General features: G+C 26.1%; 22 protein-coding genes. All 22 read left to right on the top strand.

The features are described from left to right. The first annotated feature begins 1 nt into the window (after position 1). The 22 genes from dapB (at position 2) to QOZ84_RS11560 (ending at position 25,752) form a co-directional block, all read left to right on the top strand. Positions 2 to 763: a 4-hydroxy-tetrahydrodipicolinate reductase gene (dapB, locus tag QOZ84_RS11665; RefSeq protein ID WP_284133140.1), complete on the top strand. Its 762-nt coding sequence runs from the start codon at positions 2 to 4 to the stop codon at positions 761 to 763. Between the two features lie 14 nt (positions 764 to 777). After that, positions 778 to 1,509, top strand: a complete 732-nt coding sequence (gene dapD / locus QOZ84_RS11660) for a 2,3,4,5-tetrahydropyridine-2,6-dicarboxylate N-acetyltransferase (protein ID WP_284133139.1) — start codon at positions 778 to 780, stop codon at positions 1,507 to 1,509. Positions 1,510 to 1,571: 62 nt separating this feature from the next. Further along, a complete protein-coding gene (locus tag QOZ84_RS11655) occupies positions 1,572 to 2,756 on the top strand; it encodes an aspartate aminotransferase family protein (protein WP_284133138.1) in 1,185 nt (394 codons plus the stop codon). Next, on the top strand, positions 2,757 to 3,596 hold the full coding sequence (dapF, locus tag QOZ84_RS11650; RefSeq protein WP_284133137.1) for a diaminopimelate epimerase: 840 nt from the start codon (positions 2,757 to 2,759) through the stop codon (positions 3,594 to 3,596). A gap of 388 nt (positions 3,597 to 3,984) precedes the next feature. After that, a complete protein-coding gene (locus tag QOZ84_RS11645) occupies positions 3,985 to 5,019 on the top strand; it encodes an L-threonylcarbamoyladenylate synthase (RefSeq protein WP_284133136.1) in 1,035 nt (344 codons plus the stop codon). A gap of 346 nt (positions 5,020 to 5,365) precedes the next feature. Next, positions 5,366 to 7,930 (top strand): ABC transporter permease, encoded by a 2,565-nt coding sequence (locus QOZ84_RS11640; protein ID WP_284133135.1) that lies wholly within the window; start codon positions 5,366 to 5,368, stop codon positions 7,928 to 7,930. A 179-nt stretch (positions 7,931 to 8,109) separates the two neighbouring features. Then, positions 8,110 to 10,668, top strand: a complete 2,559-nt coding sequence (locus QOZ84_RS11635; RefSeq protein WP_284133134.1) for an ABC transporter permease — start codon at positions 8,110 to 8,112, stop codon at positions 10,666 to 10,668. 24 nt (positions 10,669 to 10,692) lie between these two features. Further along, positions 10,693 to 11,397, top strand: coding sequence for an ABC transporter ATP-binding protein (locus tag QOZ84_RS11630; RefSeq protein WP_284133133.1), 705 nt, complete (start codon positions 10,693 to 10,695; stop codon positions 11,395 to 11,397). Between the two features lie 535 nt (positions 11,398 to 11,932). Further along, a complete protein-coding gene (locus QOZ84_RS11625) occupies positions 11,933 to 12,151 on the top strand; it encodes a hypothetical protein (protein WP_284133132.1) in 219 nt (72 codons plus the stop codon). 133 nt (positions 12,152 to 12,284) lie between these two features. Further along, positions 12,285 to 13,040, top strand: a complete 756-nt coding sequence (locus QOZ84_RS11620; protein ID WP_284133131.1) for an ABC transporter ATP-binding protein — start codon at positions 12,285 to 12,287, stop codon at positions 13,038 to 13,040. A gap of 619 nt (positions 13,041 to 13,659) precedes the next feature. Beyond that, positions 13,660 to 14,460: a hypothetical protein gene (locus QOZ84_RS11615; RefSeq protein WP_284133130.1), complete on the top strand. Its 801-nt coding sequence runs from the start codon at positions 13,660 to 13,662 to the stop codon at positions 14,458 to 14,460. 44 nt (positions 14,461 to 14,504) lie between these two features. Then, positions 14,505 to 15,401 carry a PqqD family protein gene (locus QOZ84_RS11610; RefSeq protein WP_284133129.1) on the top strand — a complete coding sequence of 299 codons (897 nt, stop codon included), beginning with the start codon at positions 14,505 to 14,507 and terminating at the stop codon, positions 15,399 to 15,401. Continuing rightward, a complete protein-coding gene (locus QOZ84_RS11605) occupies positions 15,398 to 15,682 on the top strand; it encodes a hypothetical protein (RefSeq protein ID WP_284133128.1) in 285 nt (94 codons plus the stop codon). The genes QOZ84_RS11610 and QOZ84_RS11605 overlap by 4 nt, the downstream gene beginning before the upstream one ends. A 52-nt stretch (positions 15,683 to 15,734) precedes the next feature. Further along, the gene (locus QOZ84_RS11600) at positions 15,735 to 16,247 is read left to right on the top strand and encodes a thioredoxin domain-containing protein (protein ID WP_284133127.1); all 513 of its coding nucleotides are present in this window, start codon (positions 15,735 to 15,737) and stop codon (positions 16,245 to 16,247) included. 46 nt (positions 16,248 to 16,293) lie between these two features. Further along, entirely contained in the window at positions 16,294 to 16,908 is a 615-nt protein-coding gene (locus QOZ84_RS11595; RefSeq protein ID WP_284133126.1) for a DUF3267 domain-containing protein, read from the top strand. Between the two features lie 164 nt (positions 16,909 to 17,072). Further along, positions 17,073 to 17,486, top strand: a complete 414-nt coding sequence (locus QOZ84_RS11590; protein WP_284133125.1) for a GNAT family N-acetyltransferase — start codon at positions 17,073 to 17,075, stop codon at positions 17,484 to 17,486. Between the two features lie 125 nt (positions 17,487 to 17,611). Beyond that, positions 17,612 to 17,923 carry a hypothetical protein gene (locus tag QOZ84_RS11585; protein ID WP_284133124.1) on the top strand — a complete coding sequence of 104 codons (312 nt, stop codon included), beginning with the start codon at positions 17,612 to 17,614 and terminating at the stop codon, positions 17,921 to 17,923. 765 nt (positions 17,924 to 18,688) lie between these two features. Next, entirely contained in the window at positions 18,689 to 19,858 is a 1,170-nt protein-coding gene (locus QOZ84_RS11580; RefSeq protein ID WP_284133123.1) for a replication initiation protein, read from the top strand. A 352-nt stretch (positions 19,859 to 20,210) separates the two neighbouring features. Next, positions 20,211 to 20,906, top strand: coding sequence for a response regulator transcription factor (locus QOZ84_RS11575; protein ID WP_284133122.1), 696 nt, complete (start codon positions 20,211 to 20,213; stop codon positions 20,904 to 20,906). 18 nt (positions 20,907 to 20,924) lie between these two features. Further along, entirely contained in the window at positions 20,925 to 22,949 is a 2,025-nt protein-coding gene (locus tag QOZ84_RS11570; protein WP_284133121.1) for a HAMP domain-containing sensor histidine kinase, read from the top strand. Positions 22,950 to 23,209: 260 nt separating this feature from the next. After that, a complete protein-coding gene (locus QOZ84_RS11565; protein WP_284133120.1) occupies positions 23,210 to 23,770 on the top strand; it encodes a TetR-like C-terminal domain-containing protein in 561 nt (186 codons plus the stop codon). Positions 23,771 to 23,982: 212 nt separating this feature from the next. Further along, complete coding sequence (locus QOZ84_RS11560) at positions 23,983 to 25,752, top strand: oleate hydratase (RefSeq protein ID WP_284133119.1); 1,770 nt, start codon at positions 23,983 to 23,985, stop codon at positions 25,750 to 25,752. The last annotated feature ends 365 nt before the right edge of the window (positions 25,753 to 26,117 follow it).

Raw genomic sequence — 26,117 nt, 5'->3', positions numbered from 1 at the left:
TATGCTAAGAATAGGAATAAGTGGATGCAATGGAGCAATGGGAAGAATGTTAAATGAAACAATGTCAGATATGAATGACTTATCTATAGTTTTAGGTATAGATAGAAACATAAACTTATATAACAATACTTATCCTGTATATGAAAATCCATCAAGTATAGATATAGACTGTGATGTGATAATAGATTTTTCTAATCCAAACAATTTAAATGATTTATTAAACTTTTGTGTAGACAAAAAAGTAGGCATTGTAATAGCTACTACAGGACTTAGCCAAGAACAAGAAGAAAGAATAAAAGAATGTTCTAAATACATTCCTATATTTAAATCTTCAAATACATCAATAGGAATAAATGTACTTATAGATTTAGTTAAAAAGGCAAGTAAGGTTTTAAGTGATAATTTTGATATAGAAATTATAGAAAAGCATCATAATAAAAAAGTAGATGCACCAAGTGGAACAGCTTATATGTTAGCCAATGCCATCAATGAAGAATTAGACAATTCTATGGAATATAACTATGGAAGAGAAGGTACTGATGCAAAGAGAAACAAAAAAGAAATAGGAATCCATGCAGTTCGTGGAGGTACTATCCCAGGAGAGCATACTGTAATGTTTGCTGGAATGGATGAAATAATAGAAATTAAACATACAGCACTTTCAAAGAAGGTATTTGCACAAGGAGCTGTTAGGGCTGCTAAATACATTGCAAACAAAGAACCTAGATTATACTGTATGGATGACTTAATAAACAACAACTAAAAGGAGATAACAAAATGAATACTAGCGAAAACAACTTAAACAAAACTGATTTTACAGACCCATATGCAATTGCAAAATTTATAAAAGAAACTAAAAAAAGTACACCAGTAAAAGTGTATATAAAAGGACAATTAGAAAATATAGATTTTCCAAACTGTAATGTTTTTGGTGAAAATGGATTTAAAATAGTATTTGGACAATATAGCGATATAGAACATATATTAAATGATAATAAAGATAAAATAGATTGTTTTGAAATAGAAAATGACAGAAGAAACTCAGCTATTCCAATGTTAGATATGAAAAATATAGAGGCTAGAATAGAACCTGGTGCAATAATAAGAGATAGAGTAAGTATAGGTAAAAATGCAGTTATAATGATGGGTGCAGTTATAAATATAGGTGCAAACATTGGTGAAAATACAATGATAGATATGAATGCGGTGGTAGGAGCTAGAGGAACTATAGGAAAAAATGTTCATGTAGGAGCAGGTTCTGTAATAGCAGGCGTATTAGAACCACCAAGTAAAACACCAGTAATAATAGAAGATGATGTTATGATAGGTGCCAATGCAGTAATACTTGAGGGTGTTAAGGTTGCAAAAGGAGCAGTAGTTGCAGCAGGATCAGTTGTAACTAGTGATGTTGAAGAAAATACAGTAGTTGCAGGAACTCCAGCTAGAGTTATAAAAGTAAAAGATTCAAAAACTGCAGACAAAGTAAAAATATTAGAAGATTTAAGATAGTAAAGATAGGTATGTCAAATCTAATATAAGATTTGATATACCTTTAATTATAGGAGGATATTATGAAGAGTTTATATGAACAAGATAAAAAATACATACTAAATACATACAATAGACTTGATTTAATAATAGAAAAAGGAGAAGGCTCATACGTATTTGATATTGACGGGAATAAATATTTAGATATGTATAGTGGTATATCTGTAAACAACTTAGGTCACGACAAAGGTATTGTAGAAGCAATAATAAAACAAGCATCAAAATATATGCATTTATCTAATTATTTTGTAAGTGAGCCTGTTGTAAACTTAGCAAAATTATTTGTTGAAAACACTTTTGCATCTAAGGTATTTTTCACTAACTCAGGAACTGAGTCAAATGAGGCGGCTATAAAACTTTGTAGAAAATACGGAAAGCAATCTAATGAAAACAAATATGAATTATTGTCTGCATATAACTCTTTTCATGGAAGAACAACAGGTGCTTTAGCACTTACAGGACAAGAAAAATATCAAAAGAATTTTATGCCCTTAATACCAGGGGTTAGCCATTTTAAATACAATGATATTGAAGATTTAAGAGCAAAAGTAAATGAAAATACTTGTGGATTATTCTTAGAGATAATACAAGGAGAAGGCGGAATAGTAGAAATATCTAAAGAATTTATAGATGAAGTAGTTAAATTATCTAAAAAATACGATTTCTTAATAGTAATAGATGAAATACAAGCAGGTATGGGAAGAACTGGAGATTTATTTGCTTATGAACAATATGACTTTACTCCTCATATAGTGACTATATCTAAGTCAGTAGGAGGGGGAATACCTCTAGGTGCTATGCTAGTTAGTGAATATGTCGAAAATATTTTACAACCTGGTGATCACGGAAGCACATTTGCTGCTAATCCAGTATCTTGTGCAGGTGGAGAATATGTAATGAATAAATTAGTTAATACTGATTTATGTAATGAAGTAAAATCAAAAGGTAATTACTTAATAAATAAATTAAATAATTTAAAAGAAAAGTATCCTCATATAATAAAAGAAGTAAGAGGTAGGGGCTTAATGATAGGTATTGATGTTGGTCAATATGTAAATGATATAAAGAAAATAGCTCAAGAAAATAGATTATTATTAAACTCTACAAATAATACTATCATTAGGTTATTACCATCATTATGTATAACTACTGATGAGATAAATGAGTTTTTAACTATATTTGAAAAAATACTAAAAGAGGTGAAATAGGTGATTAAATTTCAAAAATTTCAAGGAACAGGAAATGATTTTATAATATTTAAAGAAAGTGATTTAAAAGATATAGATTATAGTTCATTGGCAAAAAAGGTCTGTAACAGAAATTTTGGAATTGGTGCCGATGGAATGATTGTAGTTGCAGCATCCAATAATTCAGATGTGAAAATGTGTTTTTATAATGCTGATGGAAGTATAGCTACTATGTGTGGTAATGGAATAAGATGTTTTTCAAAATTCGTATATGAAAACAGTATTGTAAATAATACTGAATTTAGTGTTGAAACTTTAGCTGGAATTATGAAAATAAAAGTTAGCTTAGAAAATGATAAAGTAGCTTTTGTTGATGTTAATTTAGGAAGACCACTATTTGTAGCACCTGAGATACCAATCGATAAAGAAAATAAATTATATATAAATAAAGAAATTAGTGTAGGAAATGAAACTTTTAAAGTTAATTCATTAGTTATAGGAACTATTCATACTGTGATTTTTGTAGATGATTTTGAGAACATAGATTTTGAAAGAATAGGGTCTAAAATAGAAAATAGTGAAATATATCCTATGAAAACTAATGTGAACTTCTGTAAGATAATTGATAAAGAAAACATTGATGTTGTAACTTGGGAAAAAGGCGTGGGTATTACAAAGGCATGTGGTACAGGAGCGGCAGCATCAGCAATTATAAGCTCTATTGTTCATGATTGTAGTAAGAAAGTAAAGGTAAAAGTAAAAGGTGGAGAGCTTTTCATAGAACAAAGAGATGGAGAAGCATTTTTGATAGGGCCTACAGAATATATATGTAGCGGTGAGTATAATTACTATACAAATTAATAATACGCCTACAGAAATATGTAACGCTAAAAGCTCCTTTAAATAGGGGCTTTTTGTTGTTTTTGTTTAAATTCATTATTCTAAATTTTAAAGGAGTATCTTAGTTATAATTTTTGTTTCACACTGATAAGTATCAATAGATACAAAAATTTAATAGTGTGTAATTTTTCAAAATAAAATATTAAAAATGTCCTGAAAACGTGAAATTTAATAACTAGTAAATATTGTCACGCAAACAGGACATTGCTATTTAAATATATATGTTTATGTCACGCTTGAGGGACAGGCTTAAATACTTAATTTAAAGTTTAGTCATTACCAAAATTTATCACTGAATATATGTATGATATAATAATAATAAATTTCACAAGTAGGGGGCAGATTATATATGGTAACAGAAATATTAAACGTTAAAGATTTAAATAATAGTTACGAAAATATTGTAAAAGGGGCACAGTATTTAAAAAATGGTGAAGTTGTTGCAATCCCAACAGAAACTGTTTATAGATTAGCGGCAGATGCTTTTAATGAAGATGCTATAAAAAAAGTATTTAAAGTCAAAGGCAGACCACAGGACAATCCATTATTAGTACATATACATAAATTAGAACAAGTACATGATATATGTAAGGATATCCCAAAAGAAGCAGAGAAAGTATTTGATGCCTTTTGGCCTGGATCAGTAACTTTGATTTTTAATAAGAAAGATTGCATTTCAGATACAGTTACTGCAGGAATGAAAACTGTAGCTGTTAGATTTCCAAAGAGTGAAATAGCAAGAGCTATAATTAAAGAAAGCAAAACTTTATTAGTAGCTCCATCTGCAAATTTATCAGGGAAGCCATCAACTACTAGTGCTAAGCATTGTTATAATGATTTAAATGAAAAAATCCCGTGTATTTTAGATGGAGGTTCATCTTCAATTGGCTTAGAATCAACAATTATAGATATGTCTACTAAAGATCCAGTACTTCTAAGGGAAGGAGCTGTAAGCGTAGATGAAATATGTAAGGTGATTCCAAATCTTATATATAAAAAGAATTTATTAAGCGTTAAAGATAATGAAATTCCAAAGGCTCCAGGAATGAAATATAGACATTATGCACCAGACGCACCATTAACATTAGTTGAAGGAGATTATATAAAAACTTCTAAATGGATTAAAGAAAGTGCAAACGAGGATGATGTTGTAATTTGTTTTGAAGAGTTTTTAAACGATTTTAATGACTATCAACATACATATAGTTTAGGAAGTTTTGAGACATTAAATGTAGCAGCTAAAAAGATATTTGATTTACTTAGAGAATGTGACAAATTGAATATAAACCATATTTATATACAAGCTCCAAATAACAGTGGTTTAGGAAATTCTATAATAAATCGATTAGAAAAAGCAAGTGCAGGAAATATTGTTCATATCTAAATCGTATAAGGGGGGTGCCTGAAATTTTGGCATTACCCCCTTCTTTGTTATTTCTTTAAAAGTTCGTTTAATTCATTAGAACTTTTTTATTATCCCACTTTGAGTAAAAGCGTTTAGATACTAAAGTAATTAAAATATAAAAAGCTTACAGACATTTATTTAAATTAATATAATTTAACCAGTTGGGGCGTTTAAATGACCAGTTGGGTCAAATATATTGTAAAAATTGGTATCTATTGCTATTTTAAAAAAGTAATAGTTGTTAAAATATAACAAAAAACTCATTACTGTAAGTTTACCCTATGATAATGGGTTTTTAAGACTTAAATAAATTAGGGGAGGAATCATGTTTGAATTTAAATTAGCTTTAATGTATTTACGAAAAAATAAAAAAGAGTCAATTACTATAATTGCATCTATAGTAATTGCAATTACCTTAATACTAGGGGTCGATATAATAGGGGATAGCATGTCTATCAACCAGATTAAGCAAGCTAAAGAAGTTGCAGGCAATTATGATGGAACATTTACAAGTAATAATAAACAAAGTATAGCAAAATTAAAAAAGGTTGATGAAGTTTATAATGTATCTACAGTTAAAAATTTAGGTGAAATTATTATACAAAATGGATTAAAAAGTCCATTGTACTCATTTAATGAAAATTATCTAAAAAGTTTAAACTATAACCTTGTTTCAGGAAGATATCCAAAGAATAAAAATGAAATTGTTATAGATTCAAAACTATTAGGTAAATATGACAAGGAAAATATTTTAAATGAAAGTATTTTTGGAGTAAATAAAATTGAATACAACTTAGATGATACTAATGAGATTTATAGTAAAAAAAATAATTATAAAGTAGTTGGAGTTATAAGTAAAGTTGATGGCTATTATAACCTTGAAGGTATAGAACTAGATAGTTTTATTGGAGATAGTGAAGATCTAATACCAAATAACATTATAACTTATAGTACAATTTATAATGTTAAAGGGATTAATGAACATAATATAGATCAAAAATTTAATGAAATAAGAAAAAAATATGATTCTTCATCTGACTATACAATGGATATTAGAAAAGATGGACAATCAGGTATATCTAGCAATCAATATTTGGATTCGGCACTTAGATTATATGAAACTTCACAACAGGAGAATCAAAGAGAACTAAAAATCTTTGTAGCAATCACTGCATCTCTTACAATTTTTAACTTTTTCAATATAATTCTTAGTAAAACGATTAATCAAATTGGAGATTTAAGAGTAGTGGGAATGTCTAATAAAAAGGTTATTAGATTTTATTTATTTCAAATGAGTATATTATTTATTATAGGTGGATTTATAGGGTTTATAACTTCTATAGTTTTTGCAAGATATGCAATGAGTGTATTTATAACTTTTAATTTACTTGATATAAGTGATTTTAGTAAAGTTAAATTAATTATTTCTCCTTTTATAGTAGGTAAAGCTTTATTAATAACTTTAGGTGCATTATTAATAGCAATACTTTTACCTATATTAAAATCATTAAAAAAATACCCAATGGATCTTATAAATAAAAGTGACAAGGTTAAGTATAAAACAAAAAAGAATAAGAAAATTCTAAAAACACTTTTAAAAAACAATTTATTAAGAAGTAAATCTAAGACAATAATTTCAATTGCAGTAATTGCATTTAGTGGATTTGTGTTTATATCATGTACATCTACGAATATGAAAGACTATATTAATCAGACACAGAAATATTCAGTAGGACGTGAAGAAGAATATAGTTACATGATAAAGCCTTATGAAAATGTTGATGAGAGCATAGATAAGATAAGTATGGAAGAGACGTCAAATATAAAGAAGATTAAAGGAGTAAAAGATTTTAATTTATTAAGTCATACATGTGGATATGTAGCAATATCAAAAGATAGTTTAAATGAATCTTATATTAAAATGGAGGGGATAAAAGACAATAAAAAAGAAAATTTAGAAGTAACGGCTTTGGTAAGTGGAGTTGATGATTATAATAAATTAAATAAATATGTAAAAGAAGGAAGTATACAAAAAATTAATGAACAAAATAATGAATTTATAGATGTTGCAATATGCAATAAATTTCAAAACATATATAAGGATAAAATGGAAGATGCTATTAAAAATTTAAAAATAGGAGATATATTTGAGTTTAAAGTAGTAAACAAAAAAGATAATAAAGAATTTGGTTACAAAACATATAAATGTAGAGTTAATGCTATACTAGATGAATCATTCAAATTTAATAACGGAATGCAAAATTATGCTCCAGTTATGGGTATATACATGAATTTAGAATCATTCAAGAATATAACGAATGATAATTATATACAGGAAGTAAACTTTAATGTAGATGGTGATGGTAATAAACAAGTAGATAAATCAGTAGATAACATAAATAAAAAGTATAATTCCTTGAATATTATTACTCCAACTAACAAATATAAAAGTTCAACTGTTTCAAATAGTTATTTGAATTCTAGGTTAATTCTAGGGTCTATACTATTGATAGCTGCATTATTTAATATATATACGACAGTTAGTATAAATATTAATAATAATATAAGAGAGTTTTCTATATTAAGGGCTATAGGGCTTAAAAAGAAATATTTAAAAAAATTAGTTATATATGAAGCTTTAGTTTATAGCCTGATAGGTAGTGTAGTAGCGGGGATTATGGTTTCAATAAAGGAAATTATATTTTTTACCAATGCTAAACAAATGTATGCAGAATCTGGAACAAATTTGAACATGAGTGATATATACATACCTCCAAAAGAGGTTCTTATATTTATGTCAGTAACAATTTTATTTGCTTTTTTAATAGGGTATTTCAAGTCAAAGTTAATAGACAAGATAGAAATAATTGAGGGTATAAAGGAAAATTAATATATAATTTAACCAGTTGGGGCGTTTAAATGACCAGTTGGGTCAAATGTATTGTGAAAATTTGTATCTACTGATATTTTTAAAAAGAGATAATTACTAAGATATAATATAAAACTCATTATTGTAAGTTTATCTTATGATAATGAGTTTTGTCATTTAAAACAGCTAAAGGAGGCATAATGTTTGAGTTTAAATTGGCTTTAATGTATTTACGAAAAAATAAAAAAGAATCAATTTCTATAATTGCATCTATAATAATTGCTATGACTTTAGTCTTAGGCGTAGACATAATAGGAGATAGTATGTCTATCAATCAAATCAATCAGGCCAAAGTAATCGCAGGGAGTTATGATGCAACATTAACAAGTAATAATAAAGAAAGTGTAGAAACATTAAAAAATGTTGATGAAGTTTATAATCTATCTACAGTTGAAAATTTAGGGAAAATTGTTTTACAAGGTGGATTAAAAAGTACATTATACTCATTCAATGAAAATTATCTAAAAGGTTTAAACTACAACCTTATTTCAGGGAGATGTCCAAAGAATGAAAATGAAATTATTGTAGATTTAAAACTATTAGGTAAATATGACAAGGAAAATATTTTAAATAAAAATATTTCAGGTGTAAATAAAATTGAATACTATTTAGATGGTACTAATGAGATTTATAGCAAAAAAAATAGCTATAAAGTTGTGGGGGTTATAAGCAAAGTTGATGACTATTACAATCTTGAAGATATAGAAATATATAGCTTTATTGGAAATAATGAAAATATAGTTCCAAATAAATTTATAACTTACAGTTCAATCTATAATATTGAAGGTATTAATGAAAAAAACATAGACCAAAAACTTAGTGAAATAAGAAAAGAATATAACCCAAAATCTGACTATAAAATAGATATTAGACAAGATACAAAATCAGGAATATCAACTAATCAGTATCTAGACTCAGCTCTTAGATTGTATGGAGATTTTCAACAAGAAAATGAAAAAGATCTAAAAATCTTAGTAGCAATAACTGCATGTCTTACAATTTTTAATTTTTTCAATATAATGCTTAGTAAAATGATTAATCAAATTGGAAATTTAAGAGTAGTTGGTATGTCTAACAAAAAAATAGTTAAATTCTATTTAATGCAGATGTTAATTTTATTTACAGTAGGAACAATTATAGGATTTATAACTTCTATAGTTTTTGCAAGATATGCCATGAGTGTATTTGTAACTTTTAATTTACTTGATATAAGTGATTTTAGTAAAGTTAAATTAATAATTTCTCCTTTTATAGTAGGTAAAGCTTTGTTAATAATTATAGGTACATTATTAATAGGAATATTTTTACCTATAATAAAATCCTTGAAAAAATATCCAATGGATCTTATAAATAAAAGTGACAAGATTAAGTATAAAATAAAAAAGAATAAGAAAATTTTAAATACCCTTTTAAAAAATAATTTATTAAGAAGTAAATCAAAGACGATAATCTCAATTTCTATAATTGCATTTAGTGGATTTGTATTCATATCATGTACATCTAGTAATATGAGTGTTGTTCATAAACAGATTATGAACAATTTATTAGGCTGTAAAAAAGAATATGACTACATGATAAGACCTTATGAAAATGCTGAGAGAAATATAAATAAGATAAGTATGAAAGAAACTTCTAGTTTAAATAAATTTAAAGGAGTAAAAGATTTTAGTTTGCTAAGTTATTCAACTGGATTTGTAGATATACCAAAAAATGACTTAAATAAAGCATATTTTAAAATGTATCCTATGAAAGCCAATACCAAAGGAAATGTAGAAGTAAGAGCGCTATTAAGTGGACTTGATGATTATAATAAATTAAATAAATATGTAAAAGAAGGAAGTTTAGAAAAAGTTAAACAACCAAGTGACGAATTTATAAATGTTGCAGTATGTAATGAAGATTATGTATTAGATAGCCAAAAGATTGAAAAGACTATTAAAAATTTAAAAATAGGAGATAATTTTGAATTCAAAGTTTTAAGCAAAAAAGATAACGAAGAATTTAGTTATAAAACATATAAATTCAAAGTTAATGCTATATTAGATGGATCACTTACACTTAATAATGGAATGGAAAATTATGCTACACCTATAGGTATGTACATGAATTTAGAAACTTTAAAAAGTATAACAAATAATAATTATATACAAGAAGTAAACTTTAATATAGACGGTAGTGATAATAAACAACTGGATAAATCAATAGACAACATAAATAAAAAATATGACTTCTTGAATATTACTACTCCATATAACAACGATAAAAACTCAAATAATCATTTTGATTCTAGGTTGGTTCTAGGGTCTATCTTATTGGTAGCTGCGTTATTTAATATATACACGACAGTTAGTATAAATATCAATAATAATATAAGCGAGTTTTCTATATTAAGAGCTATAGGACTTAAAAAGAAATGTTTAAAAAAATTAGTTATGTATGAATCTTTATTTTACAGTTTTGCAGGTAGCATAGTCGGAGGAACTCTAGCTTGTACAAAAGAGTTTAAATCTATAAATCAAACTAAAAAGCTATATGCCGAAAGCTTAAAAGTAAATTTAAAAACGAGTGATGTGTATATACCTCCAAAAGAGTTTATCATATTTATGGCAGTAGTAATATTAGCGTCAATTTTAATAGGATATTTAAAATCAAGGTCAATAGATAAGATAGAAATAATTGAGGGTATAAATGAAAATTAATATATAAAGTGAGGGGTTTAGGATATGAAAAAAAGTATAAAAGTTAAAAACTTAAAAAAGATATATGGAAAAGGTGAAAGTAGCGTAAATGCTATTGATGACATTACTTTAGAAATAGAAAATGGAAAGTTTACTGCTATAGTTGGGCAAAGTGGAAGTGGTAAAAGTACATTACTTCATTGTATGGCAGGGCTTGATAAGCCAACTTGTGGAAATGTGTATTTAGGTGATGAGGATATATATACATTAAATGATGACAAGCTATCTAAAATTAGAGTAGAAGAGTTTGGATTTATTTTTCAAAGCTTTAATTTAATACCAGTTATTAATGTTTATGAAAATATAGTTCTACCTATATCAATTGATTCAAAAACAGTAGATAAAGTATATATTGATAGTATTATTAATAGCTTAGGATTAAAAGATCAAATAAAGAAATTCCCAAATGAACTATCTGGTGGCCAACAACAGAGAGTTGCAATAGCAAGGTCTTTGGCAAATAAACCATCTATAATATTTGCAGATGAACCTACAGGAAATTTAGATAGTAAAACTAGCAAAGAGGTTATGGACATGCTTTGTATGTGCGTTAAAGATTTTAATCAAACTTTAGTTATGATAACACATGATGAGAAAATATCAACAATGGCTGATACAGTGGTAACTATCTGTGATGGAAAAGTAAATAGTATAGGTACTAAAAAGGACATCCAGCAAGTGGAAATTTAGAATACAATATCCTTAATCTAAGTAATACTTTTTACATATTATAGAAGTTATTTCAGATAAATCTAAAATATAGATAACTATAATTAGGAGTTATTATTATTCCTAATTATAGTTTTTTTAGAGGCTGCTTACCCTATTAATGGGTAGGCAGTTTTTTTGTTTTTCTAAGTACTTTGACAAAAAAATATAAAAGCAGACAAAATTATACAGAAACCATCATTATATAACTTTTATTATAATCAACGATCTGAAAACAAGGTAAACATCATATTGAAGTCAAAATTATAATTGAGTTATACCAATATATACATGGGTGTAGTTTGAAGTCATAAAATAAATTATTTATGTACTATAAAATACTTGTTTCGACTTATAATTTACTAAATAATGGTAATATTTTGTATTTTTAGAATAAATTGTTGCAAACAATATGGAAATATGTAACAATCTAGAGAAAGATATTGTTACATACTTATCAACAGTATCTTAAGAATTTAGAGGTCTTATCAAAAAAAATTAGAGGGGGAAATAAAAAATGGAATTAATGAAATACAATGCACCTGTAGTAGAGTGTGATAATTTTGAAATATGTGAAGAGGAAGCGTGGTTTTTAGTATTTGTAGCAGTACTTTTAGCATTAGGAGCTACAGTTGTTTTAGGAGCTGCAATTTGGTGTCTAGTTCAAGGTAAGGGAAGTTTCACTGGTGGAGTTAAGTGGGATAGTGGACTTAACATTAACATAGAGTGTAAATAATTCTAATATAAAGTGTAATTAGAGAAACTGGATTTTATTTAAGGTTAAAAATTAAACAAATTTGATGAAAATTTAAAAGGTAAGACCTCTGACTTCTTAAAAAATAATATTAATACTGGGGGATATTTAAACTATGCTTTATGTAGATAACCTTACAAAAACTTACAATAATAAAATTGTTGCCATAAAAAATCTTAACTTTTCTTTAGGTAAAAATAAAATATTAGGTCTTGTAGGACCTAATGGATCTGGAAAAACTACAACAATAAATTTAATTTTAGGAACTATAAAAGGTAATAGTGGAAGTATATTATATGAAAACTATAAAAATGATAGCCTTGAATTTAAAAAAAAGGTAGGTTATATTCCAGATGATTTAATATTACCGGAATCATTGACTGGCAGAGAATACATAAAGTTTATATTATCAATTTATTCTATTAAAAAAAGTGATAAATTAGATAAATTAATAAAATTATATAATATGCAAGATTTTCTAGATATATTGATAAAAGAATACTCTCATGGTATGAAAAAAAAGATTCAAATAATAATTGCTTTCTCACTAGAAAGTGAACTACTAATTATTGATGAGCCATTTAGAGGGTTAGATATAGAATCAATGATAATAACAAAACAACTTTTTAAGAGTTTTACAGAATATGGAAGTATATTACTATGTTCACATGATCTACATTTAGTAGAAGAATTATCTGATGAAGTTATAATGCTTTATCAAGGAAATGCTGTAGCAAAAGGTACAAGCGATTTCTTAAAAAATAAATTTAAATGTGATGATTTAGAGCAAGTTTTTATGAATGTTTCTATAGGGGAGGAAAGAAAACATGAGATTGGAGAAATCATTTCTAATTTTAGCCACAATGCTTAAAGGCGTTAAAAATAGTTTATATAACAAGATAAAAAAATATTTTATTATTATATCTTTGATAGTGCCGTTTTTTATTCTTTTAGGAACAATGCTCTCTTATAAAATATTTTCCCCTATGATTAGTGCTATCATTACCGGAAATAAAAGTATGTTCTTTTCTTTTATTTCATCAAGTATGTTGAATGTAACTTTGATTACATTTGTTGTATATATAATACTGATAAATTCAAATAATGATAGTAGTAATTATAGTAAAATAATAAAATGGTTACCTCTTACCAAACAAGAGAAAATATGCGCTCAAACACTTCAAGAGCTATTTTTTATAGTTATTACTAACCTATGTTATGTTATGTTTTTTCACTTACCATCATTTATAGGTTGTAAAGTTAGTATAAAGTTTATGACTATATACTTATTATCCGTAATCATACAATCTTTATTAACATATTTTTTATTAAATATTATCTATTTATCAATAATTAGATTGTTATATTTTATATCACATAAGCAATTTATTAGAGAATTAGCATCAATTATTTTAGGAGTTAATTCTTTTATATATTTAGTTAGTAAAATTAACTTGGAAAGCCTGTTAGTTAAAAGCAAAACGTATAGTTTGTCTATAGTAAATATTTTATTGCCTATTACAGATATGTTTATGGGTTATGAATATTTCAACTATGCAGATGTAAGAAATTGCTTAGTAATCAGTGGAATAATTTTATTTTTAGGAATTTTTATAACAATTATACTTGGTGGGATTGAACTTGATAATAGAAATTTAATGTTATTTAAATACATACCTAAAAGTAATAATAAGTTTTTATGGATTGTTATAAAAGAAATTAAGCATATAGCACGAAGTGAAACTAATATCTCAAACTTCTTTGTATTGATTTGTGTAATTATATCTGTAGGATTTCTAGATGCAAGTACTATAAATACTACAGTAGTAAATTTACTTTTATCAAGTTTCTGTTCAATTTTTTCACTAAATTCCTTTGGTGAAGATAGGAATTTCAGTATTTATTCTAACATAGTTCCAATTTCTAGTAAGCTGATTTCTTATGGAAAATTAATAGGTAACCTTATTGTTGGGATATTAATATATGCAATATTGTATTTTATTGTATTTACATACTTAGGAATGGACTTAGATATATTTAAAGATGGAATATTATACACTTCACTAGGGGTAGTTGTAATTTATACATATGGAATAGTCGTACCAGTTAGAGAAAAAGAGCCTTTTTCAAATATAATTGTATTCTTATCATTTGCTGCAATATGTATTTTGATATCTGTAATATCAATGACTTTTAGCGGGTCATATCTATATGAATTTATTGTAGGATCGGTTGTAGTTATCATATTTATGATACCAAGGCTTTATAAATTAAATTCTCTTTTAGATTAAAAGAATTTTTTATTATTAAGTTAAATTTTTAAAGGAGGAGAGATATGAACTTATTTACTGTTTTTATTATCGAAAAATTAAAATCTCTATTAAAATTAAAATCGGTCTTTTTTGTTCCTAACAATGTATGTGTAGGTGAAAATTCTGTTATAGATACTGATTTAAATAAAAGTGTTAAATTAAATGATGTAGCCTATAATATTTTAAGTTTATTAGATGGGAAAAATACTATAGAGGATATCGTTTCTATCCTACTTAAGAAATATAATGTAAGCAAACAAATATTAGAAAGAGATATAAACAGTATAGTAAGTAATTTACAAGATAAAAATTTAGTTGAATGCAAAATCGTAGGGAATAAAATATTAGTTTTCTTTTTTAATCTAGCAATTGGACAATATCTACATAAAAAAAGATATTCTATTCCAAAATCGAAAATAGCTACGTTTTTACTTTTATTTTATATAGTAGTTAAGAAATTATTCATAATGTGGCTTATCACTATTATACCTGTTTACTTTTTTATAAGTAATTTCACATTAGATTTTAATAATATGGTCAATTATGCTATTGGATGTTATTTTGTTTTTATATTTGCAATGATACTTGGATTCGTCTTACACGAATGGATTCATATAGTTGTTAGCAAAATTCAAAATCAAGAAATTCATGGATATATATTAGCAAAGAGATTTACCGTAAGTATAGTTAAGGTAAATACAGAATCTAGTTTATTATCTATTTTATTAGGACCTATTGTACCTAGTATACTAGGGATTGTTTTTATATTGATATCATTAAAAACACAAAGTATGATGACTTTCTTATTAGGAATTGGATTTGTTATTAACATAATAAATTTACTTCCTTTTACAAAAGATGGGAAAGGAATACTTGAAAAAATTCTAATGAAGAAATTGATGAAAGGAGCTATAAAATGAAGAAAGCCTTAGGTGTTTTATCAGTTATTTACTTGATATTTATTCCATTTAGTACGGTTTTTTATTTGTTATATTCACTATTTAGCAACAAAAGTGTAAACCTGCTTAATGGTGGAATAGTTTTAGGCGTAACGGAAAATAGTTGTACACTAAGCATGGGTTCACATGTAATTCTAATATACATAGTAGTATATTTATTGCTTGTTGGTTTACTATTTATAAGTTCAAAAACAAAACTAGGCAAAAAATTCTATGAAAAGGAAAATAAATTAAATGGATAAAAAAAGATTTTTTAAATTACTCTTCTTTATTGCTTTTGCTGTGATAGCTGTATTGATATATTCAATTTATTCAAATACTAAGGAAAAAATCGATACAGAATATGGTATAGGATATGGAAATCCTAATGCTAAAATAAAAATGATAGAATATATGAGTTTTCAATGTATAGACTGCTTTGAATTACATGAAAATATTGGGGATACATTAACAAAAAAAATCAAAAATGGTGAAGTGTATTACATGATAAAGCACGTTGATTTTGAAAAATTTAAGTATGATGATGTTATCTTTAATCGCATTGATAATCTTGATAAAATAGAAACGATAGATTACGTAATGGATAATTACAATACATGGACTAAAATGAAAAACGTAGAAGATGTTAAAAAATTCTTTGATTTAAAGGATGTAAAGAAAGACAGAGTTGAAATGCAAAAATATATTTCAAAGGAAAAAGACAAGTATAAGATAGATTTCATTCCTACGTTCTATTTAAATGGAGAGAAACATGTTGGTGCATTTACAGACAAAGAATTTAAACAAATGATCAATGATATAAAGTAAAAGTAAGGCCATTATATGTGTACTTTGGCAGGAAAGGATATTTTTTATGAAGTATATAAGTAAAATACCAAAAGCAGATATTAATTTGAGTGATAAAATGATCAATAATGGTTGGAAAATACTAAAAGAACCTAAAAATTTAATAACAGCAACCCTTATATCATTACCAATATCAATTATAAATATTTATTTATGTATATTTTTTATGAAATGGATAAATAAAGACCTATTAACAATTACTAATTCTATCGTTTATGATGGTAAGATAGCTTTTACAATCGAGTATATATATATAGTATATATATATTTATATACATTACTTCATGAGGTTATTCATTTGATTCTTATTCCTAATTTTACTAAATCAAAGTCAACATTTATTTCAGTGAGATTATGGGGAGGATTTGTTTATACAGAAGAAGTAATAAAGAAAAGAAGGTATTTAATTATAACAATACTACCTTTTATAATGCTATCTTTTGTAGTACCTTTATTAATGACTTTAGTGGGAATAAATCCTATGATTATTTTAACTTTATCAATTATTAACTCGGCTGGAGCATCAGTTGATGTATTATCATTTATATTATTATTGTTCCAAGTTCCTAAAAATAGTAGTATAAAAAACAATGGAATGAAAACATTCTATATTAGTAATTAATATATTTAAAATAAAATATACATTCTAACTAACAAGGTGATTCCTGTATCGTTCAGGGGCACCTTGTTTTTTAGTATATCTACTTTCAAACATTGTTAGACAAAGTTTGCTGAATAAATTAAAATAAAGACGATATTATTAAATAATAAATAAGGAGGAACAAAATGGACATAAAATACGAAGTACCTTCAGCAAAGGAGTATATCGATTTAAGAATAAAAACTAATATGGGAGAAAAGAAATTATTAAATACTAAGATAGCCTTAGAAAATTCAATTTTTATAGTTTCTATATGGGAATATGATAAACTAATTGGATTTGGAAGAATCATAGGAGATAGAGGAATTACTTATGTAATTTCTGATATTATGGTAGATCCAGATTATCAAGGTAAGGGCATAGGAAAAATTATTATGAAAGAAATTGATGATTATTTAGAAGGAAATACAGATGAAGATGCGTATATTATTTTACTTGCTAAAAAACCAGCAGATAAGTTGTACTCTAAATTTAATTTTAGATATTCAGAGCCTGACTCTTGTGGTATGAGAAGGAAACAAAGCAATAATGATTTATAAAATGCTGAAGGAACTAGATCTACTGCATATTAAAAGAGAATAATGTTATTATTTTCTTAATATTAGGTGATTTTAGTCGTATTTCATTTTTAGATTGTAGAATTTATATTTTAGGAGGTTTTTTTATGGATAATAAAAAGCTTTGGTTAAAGATTAGTGGTAGTATTAACTACTATCTTCAGTATTATAGTAAGAGGTTAAGTAATGAAGAATTATGGATAGATTATATAGAATATGTTCTACCAGAAGAAGATGGAGTACATACTTATTTAGACAAACAAACCCTTCAAAGAGTTGTTGTAGATAATGAAATAATAGAAAAGGCTAAATCTGCGTTTAAAGAACGATTAGAAAAAAAACGTGCTAAAGAAGAGCTAATTGTAAAAGAAGAGAAAGTTTTAGCTAAAGTTATTGATTTTTCAAAATATAGAAAATAAAACTAAGAGATTAGAAAAACTGCTTATCCAACTAATGGTTAGGCAGTTTTTTATTAACATATGAATCTATAGATTCGATTATAAAGCTTACTTTACAACTAAATACCCTATTTATCCTTAATTGTATTATTTTGTTTCTAAATTGATTTTACGAGGTATTTTAGCATGATTTATAGGTATATTTAAATTATAATTTATATTTTAAACTTCAAAGTTGTATATCTATTAAAAAAAAGTGTAAATTATAATTTAAAGATCTCTTTAATAAATGTATTAATTGAGAATCTTTTTTAGACTCTATATTAAACATATATCTATATTAAACATATAAAGGTAACAATTTGATACCTTTATACGTTTAATATAGGTAACTAATTAGTACTTTAATGTAAATAAATTATTTGTTATTTAGAATGAAGTAGATACGTTTTTTGTAAAAACTTATCTTTCTTAGTATATAAATAGTATTTAATAGTATTTAATAGTATTTAGGAGGTCGTGTATGCGTTGGTATTACTGGAGTTGAGAGCACGAAAGGTAACAATTTAGTACTCAAAGGTAACAATTTGATACGAAAAGGTAACAATTTAGTACTCAAAGGTAACAATTTGATACTCTAAAGGTAACAATTTGATACCTTTAATGCAACAAATATTAAAAAGTGTTGCTTTTAAGATTTTACTTAATTATAATTAAGATGTAAATTAAGTATTAAATATTTAAAGGTAACAATTTGATACCTCTAAATATATTATGGGGGACATTATGATTGAAAGTAGAACAAATGAAAATAGCATTGATTTGTTAATGCAATCTAAACAATTGGTGCATACTTCGTATGAAGTGTCAGCTATACAAAATAGAATATTCTATTATTGTTTGTTAACAACACAAAAGGAAAAAAACGGGGAGCTGTGTTGTCATGTTAAGCTAAATGATTTAAAAAGACTAATACCTAATAAAAATCAAAGAACACTAGCTAACATAAAAAAAACTATACAAATATTGAAACAGACATCTCTTGAGTTTGAAAAAAATGAAAATGGGGATAGGATAGAATGTGATTATAATTTAATAACAGGTAGTGAATACAATGTAAATAAAGAGACCTTTAAGATAAAACTTGCGGATCGATTATATAAACATTTGATAGATTATACTGTATATGCTCCTTTAAGTCTTGATATATTGACAAGATTTAAGAGCTTTTATTCTCAACGTCTATATGAATTATTAAGGTTATGGAGTAGAACAGAAAAAGTAATAGTTAAGAGCTTTAAGATAGAACAATTAAGATTTATATTAGGTGTTGAGAATAAATATCCTGAATATAAAAACTTTAAACAAAGAGTTCTAAATCAAGCTATAAAAGAAATCAATCAATTTGGAAATATGAATGTTAGTATAGAAGAAATAAAAAATGGAAGAAAAGTAGATGAAATTAAATTTACTATTTTAGATAATGAGAAAAAAGTATATTTTAAAAACAATATATACAATCCTAAAACAGATAGTGAAGATAAAATAAACGATGTAGATGAACCAACTAATACAGAAAAATGTATAAGTATTGAAGAAAATAAAGTATCTAAAAAAGAGTTTTATGTACCAAATAAAAAATTATTTACTAAAGCTACATTGGAGCGATTTAAAAATGATTTTATGAACTATGATTTTAAAGATGATACATATAAAAAATTATTGCAAGAATCAATTTTGATAGCATTAGAAAGAGACGATGAAGAAAATATTAAAGTTAAATCATATAATTTTTTCAAAAAAACTTTAGAAAATAAGATTAAGTCTTTAAGTAAAAAGAAAACTGTTCCTGCTATAAAGACAAGATTTCATAATATAAACCAGACGTTTAATCAATATAGTCCTGATGAACTTGAAAAAATTCTTTTAGAAAGCCAAAAGGATAAGTTTAGATAAAAATATAAATTATCTAGTGATTAATTGATTAGTACATAAGTGTAAGTAATATGGTTTCAATTTGATATGTAACAATAGAAATACTATAAATTCGTTTATTAGTTTATATAGGCCGTTTAATAATAAAGCTGTGAGAGATTCTTGCTGTTTTATTATTAAACGGCCTTATTTTGTTATTTAAGGCTTTATAAGTCTATTCATTATTATATATAAAAACTGTTAAGAAAATCTTAAGAATTATGATAACTTTTCCGTAAGAATTTGATTTTAATATCTATATATAACAAAATTTAACACAAGAAAGGAATGGTGTATAATAAACAAAGATGAATAAAAGAATTGAGGGAATTATATGAAAAATGTACTTGTAGTAGACGATGATAAAGAGATTGTAGACTCTATTGAACTTTATCTAAGAAATGAAGGAATCAATATACTTAAAGCTTACGATGGTATGCAGGCTTTAGATATATTAGTAAATAATGATATACACTTAATACTTATGGATATTATGATGCCTAAATTAGATGGTATAAAAGCTACTATAAAAATAAGGGAAGAAAAGAGCATACCAATAATATTAGTATCAGCTAAAAGTGAAGATAGTGACAAAATAATAGGGCTTAATATAGGAGCTGATGACTACATAACTAAGCCTTTTAACCCGCTAGAGCTTATAGCTAGGGTAAAATCGCAACTAAGAAGATATCTTAACTGGAGTAATAACAAAGATGTAAATAACAGTGAGGTATTAAAAAGTGGGGAACTAACATTAAATGTAAATACAAAAGAAGTTTTTGTAGAAGGGGAAAGTGCCAAATTAACTCCAATAGAGTTTAAAATATTAAACTTATTGCTTGCTAATAAAGGGCAGGTATTTTCAATAGAGCATATTTATGAAAGAGTTTGGAAAGAAGACAATCTAAATGCGGACAATACGGTAAGCGTTCATATTAGAAGGATAAGAGAAAAGATAGAGATAAATCCTAGGGAGCCGAGATATTTAAAGGTTGTATGGGGAGTTGGTTATAAGGTGGAAAAATTATAAAGTTAAAAGGGTGATTATGTGAGAAATATAAATAATAAAAAATTAAAATACGTATTTTTGATAATAGCAACAATAGCATGGTCTTTATTTTATATAAATACACAGGAGATTTTTTCTGGGACAGCATATCAAGCAGTAAAACCAGGAAACTTGCTTAATAAAGATAAAAAGATAATTTCAGATAATTTATATGAAACTGAAAAATTTGAGAATGAATTTCTTTCGAATATAGTTGGTTCAATTAGTGCAATGATATCAGAAGAAAAAGATTATGAGAATAAGAGATATTATGAGATTGATACAAATAAAGCGAAAGAATCATTAAAAAATATAACTAAAACAAAATTATTTATTGAAAATGGATCTAATAATAGGATTTATACTAATACAAAATATAAAAATATAAATGAATTTAACTCAAAAGAAAATGATTATTGTAATATAGAAATTGATGCTCTAAATAATGGTGGTACTTTATATAGTAAAACTATAGATAATGAAAAAAAAATTGTTGAGTTAGATGAGGTATTATTCCTTGGAGCATATATTCCGTCTGATAAAATAAATATCTTACTTCCTAAAAAACCTATTGAAAATATTAAAGATAAATCTTTTTATGATGATGAATTAGTAAATGATTACAATGATTTCGTTTACTACAAAGATAAAATAAATAAATTAATTTTAGTTTCAGTAACTACATTTTTAGTTGGGGCTATATCTTCAATATTATGCTTAACAAACAAAGCAAGATTATTCAAATCAGAAAAATCATTATATAATAAAATACCTTTAGAACTAAATTTATTAATTATATTTATAATGGGCTATTATTCAAATCTTAAATTTAGTTATATACCATCATTTATAATAAAAACTGTATTTGTACTAATGAGTTTAGCTTTGGTGGAGAATTTTATAGGACTTACAAATAAAAAAGATATACTTGAAAATAGTTTAATAAAAAAGACTTTTAAATCATTAAACAAATTTTTTATTAATATTAAAAAATATAGAAAAAAAATACCTTTAATAACTAGAATTATACTAATAGGAGTAGCATCTATTATAATAATATGTTTAAGCATAGTTCTTATATATACAACTTGGTACTGGGGTAATCAATTACTAGTAATTATAGTATATGTTTCAGTGCCCAGTATTTTAATAGTAATGATAGTTTTTTACACTATAAAAAAACTAATATACTTAAACAAAATAATGGAAGGTGCACAAGAAATTAAAAATGGAAAAATTGACTACAAAATTGAAATACAAGGAAATGATAGTTTTACTATTTTAGCTGAAAATATAAACAATATAAGTGAAGGATTAGACAATGCAATAGATGAAAAGCTAAAAAGTGAAAGAATGAAAAGTGAGCTTATAACAAACGTAAGCCATGATTTAAAGACTCCTTTAACAGCTATAATAAATTATGTTGGCTTAATAAAAAAAGAAGAAGACATACAGCCACCATATTTAAATGATTATGTAAATATACTAGATAACAAATCAAAGCGGTTAAAGGTACTAATAGAAGATTTATTTGAGGCTAGTAAGGCTAGTAGTGGGACAATAAATCTTAATATTGAAAAACTAAATTTAAGTCAATTATTAAAACAAAGTATAGGTGAAAATGAAGAAAAACTAGCAAAGAGTAATTTAGAATTAATAATAGACTTGCCAAAAGATCCGGTTTACATAAATTGTGATGGAAAAAGAATGTATAGAGTATTTGAAAATCTATTAACTAATATTGCTAAGTACTCTTTAGAAAATACTAGAGTTTATATACAGATTAAAGAAAACGGTGAAAATGTATATGTTGATATGAAAAATATATCATCTTATCAATTAAATTTTGAACCTGATGAAATAACAGAACGATTTAAAAGAGGGGATTTATCAAGAAACACTGAAGGCAGTGGATTAGGGCTTGCGATAGCTAAGGATTTAGTAGAACTTCAAAAGGGTAAGTTTGACATACAAATAGATGCAGACCTTTTCAAAGTAGAGTTAGTATTTATTAAAGCTCAGTAAAAATACACAGGTTAGTCTATATAGTATTCTAAGTATATTGGAATTATATTAGATATGTCCTGCAAACGTGACATTATTGTTTAGCTTAAGTTATTAAAATGTCACGTTTGCAGGAAACTTTAAATTGATTTTCTTTAGAGATTAGCGTGTAAAGTAGTATTAGAAAATATGATATAATACTATTATTGTAAGAGTTATCTAGATATGGAAAAAATTAATTAGGATGAATTTTACAGGTTTAAAATAATGGGGGGATACTTATGTCTCAAATGACTAAAAAATCATTGGCTGTGTCGCTGAAAAAAATGTTAGCTCAAAAACCTTTGGAAAAAATAAAAGTCATAGATATTACAGAGGATTGTGAAGTAAATAGACAGACATTCTATTATCATTTTAAGGATATTTATGATTTATTAGAGTGGGTTTATACAAACGAAGCAACAAGAGCTTTGGACGGTAAAAAGACATATGATACTTGGCAACAAGGATTCACACAGATATTAGACTATATGTTAGAGAATAAATCTTTTGTATTAAATACATTCAATTCTGTAAGTAGAGAATACCTAGAACGTTATTTATATAATGAAATACAATTACTTCTGATGGGAGTAGTACAAGAAAAGGCAAAAGGTATGTCGGTTAGGGAAAAGGACAAGGAATTTATTGCAGATTTTTATAAATATGCATTTGTAGGACTTTTGCTTGATTGGATCAAAAAAGGAATGAAAGAAAATCCTGTAGATATTATTAGTAGGTTGAACACATTGATTTGTGGAAATATTGAAGGAGCTTTAGAACAATATAGGACAGATATATAGGGTTATTACAAAATAAATAGGAAATAAAAATTAGACAAATATTATTATTTGTCTAATTTTTTTACAAATTTATAGTTATGTTTAAAATTTTTACATAGTTTCGATATTGTCTATACAATAAAACTTTAAATCAGAATATGATATTAATAAATAAATTACTAAAATTTTCTATCAAATGTTACAACTACATTACACAAGGGGGATAATTTTATATGTATTATAGCAATGGAAATTATGAAGCATTTGCACGTCCACAAAAACCAGAAGGTGTAGATAGAAAATCAGCATATTTAGTTGGAGCTGGTTTAGCATCTTTAGCTGCTGCATGTTTTTTAGTTCGTGATGGTCAGATGAAAGGCGAACATATTCATATCTTAGAAGAAATGGATATAGCAGGTGGTGCTTGTGATGGAATTAATGATGCTCAAAAGGGATTTATTATTCGTGGTGGGCGTGAAATGGAAAACCATTTCGAATGTTTATGGGATTTATTTAGATCAATACCTTCAATAGAGACTGAAGGAGTTTCTGTATTAGATGAATATTATTGGTTAAATAAAAAAGATCCAAATTATTCTTTAATGAGGGCTACAGTTAATTGTGGAGAAGATGCTCACACAGATGGTAAGTTTACATTAACAGATAAAGCATCTATGGAAATAATAAAATTATTTATGACAAGAGAGAAAGATTTGTATGATAAAAAAATTGAAGATGTATTTACAGAAGAATTCTTTGAATCAAACTTCTGGCTATATTGGAGAACTATGTTTGCCTTTGAAGAGTGGCATAGTGCGCTTGAAGTGAAGCGTTATATTCAAAGATTTATTCATCATATTGGTGGTCTTCCTGATTTTTCAACTTTAAAATTCACAAAATACAATCAATATGAATCATTGATTTTACCAATGATTAAATATCTAGAGTCTAATGGAGTTCACTTCCAGTACAATACAACTGTTACTAATGTAAGATTTGAAATAACAGAAGATAAAAAAATAGCAAAACAAATTGTTTGTATTAAAGATGGAAAAGAAGAAACTATTGATTTAGTAGAAGATGACTTAGTATTTATTACAAATGGTAGCTGTACAGAAAATTCAACTTTGGGTGATGATAATCATGCTCCAACTTTAAATACTGATGAAGGTGGTTGTTGGAAACTTTGGAGAAATATTTCTACACAAGATCCTTCTTTTGGTAGACCTGATAAATTCTGTACTAATACAAATGCAACTAATTGGGAATCTGCTACTATAACTACTTTAGATAATAGAATTCCACCATATATAGAAAAAGTATGTAAGCGTAATCCATTTAGTGGAAAAGTTGTTACAGGTGGTATTGTTACAGTTAAAGACTCATCTTGGCTAATGAGCTACACTTTGAATAGACAACCACATTTTAAATCTCAACCAGATAATCAACTTGTTGTATGGGTTTACGGATTATTTACTAATGTTGATGGAGATTTTATAAAAAAACCAATGAGAGAGTGCACAGGTTATGAAATTACTCAAGAATGGCTATATCATTTAGGAGTTCCAGTAGATCAAATTCCTGATATGGCAAAGAATTCTACTCATTGTGTTCCTTGTATGATGCCATATGTTACTGCATTTTTTATGCCAAGAACATCTGGAGATAGACCAAAAGTAGTACCAGAAAAAAGTGTTAATTTTGCATTTATTGGTCAATTTGCGGATACTGTTCGTGATACTGTATTTACAACAGAGTATTCTGTAAGAACTGCTATGGAGTCTGTATATACATTGCTTGATATTGACCGTGGAGTTCCTGAAGTATTTGGTTCTTGTTATGATGTTAGGGTATTGCTTGATTCAACTGCTAAGATGATGGATGGAAAAAAACTGACAGATATCAAATTGCCATTAGAAATTAGAGCTAAATTAGAACCAGTTATGAAAGAAATTTCAGGAACTATAGTTGAGGAACTATTACAAAGATATAATTTAATATAAGCTAACTTTGATTATTAAAATTATATTGTATTATAAAAAATCTGTATCTCAAATAAGGGATACAGATTTTTTGAAATTGTATATATTAAATAGTGTTCAACACCAATTAAACTATATGATACATTATGAATTGAGATATATGCTGACTATGGAATATAAGACTAATATGACTAAATAAATTTTGTATAAAAAAAGTGTTGACAATCTTAAAAGTGAGTCCTATTATCTATAATAGAAGAATTAACATAATTATATTCGAAATATTCAAAACAAATCCTTAGTCTTGAGACTAATTATCAATATTAAACTTTCATTACTGTCACAAAGCAAATCTACAAGTGTAAGAAATATCAATTAGACGTTTA

Source organism: Romboutsia sedimentorum (assembly GCF_030131845.1).
GTDB classification, from domain to species: domain Bacteria; phylum Bacillota; class Clostridia; order Peptostreptococcales; family Peptostreptococcaceae; genus Romboutsia_D; species Romboutsia_D sedimentorum.
The sequence above is the reverse complement of the archived record's forward strand: the minus strand, read 5'-3'. Positions and strand labels throughout refer to the sequence as shown.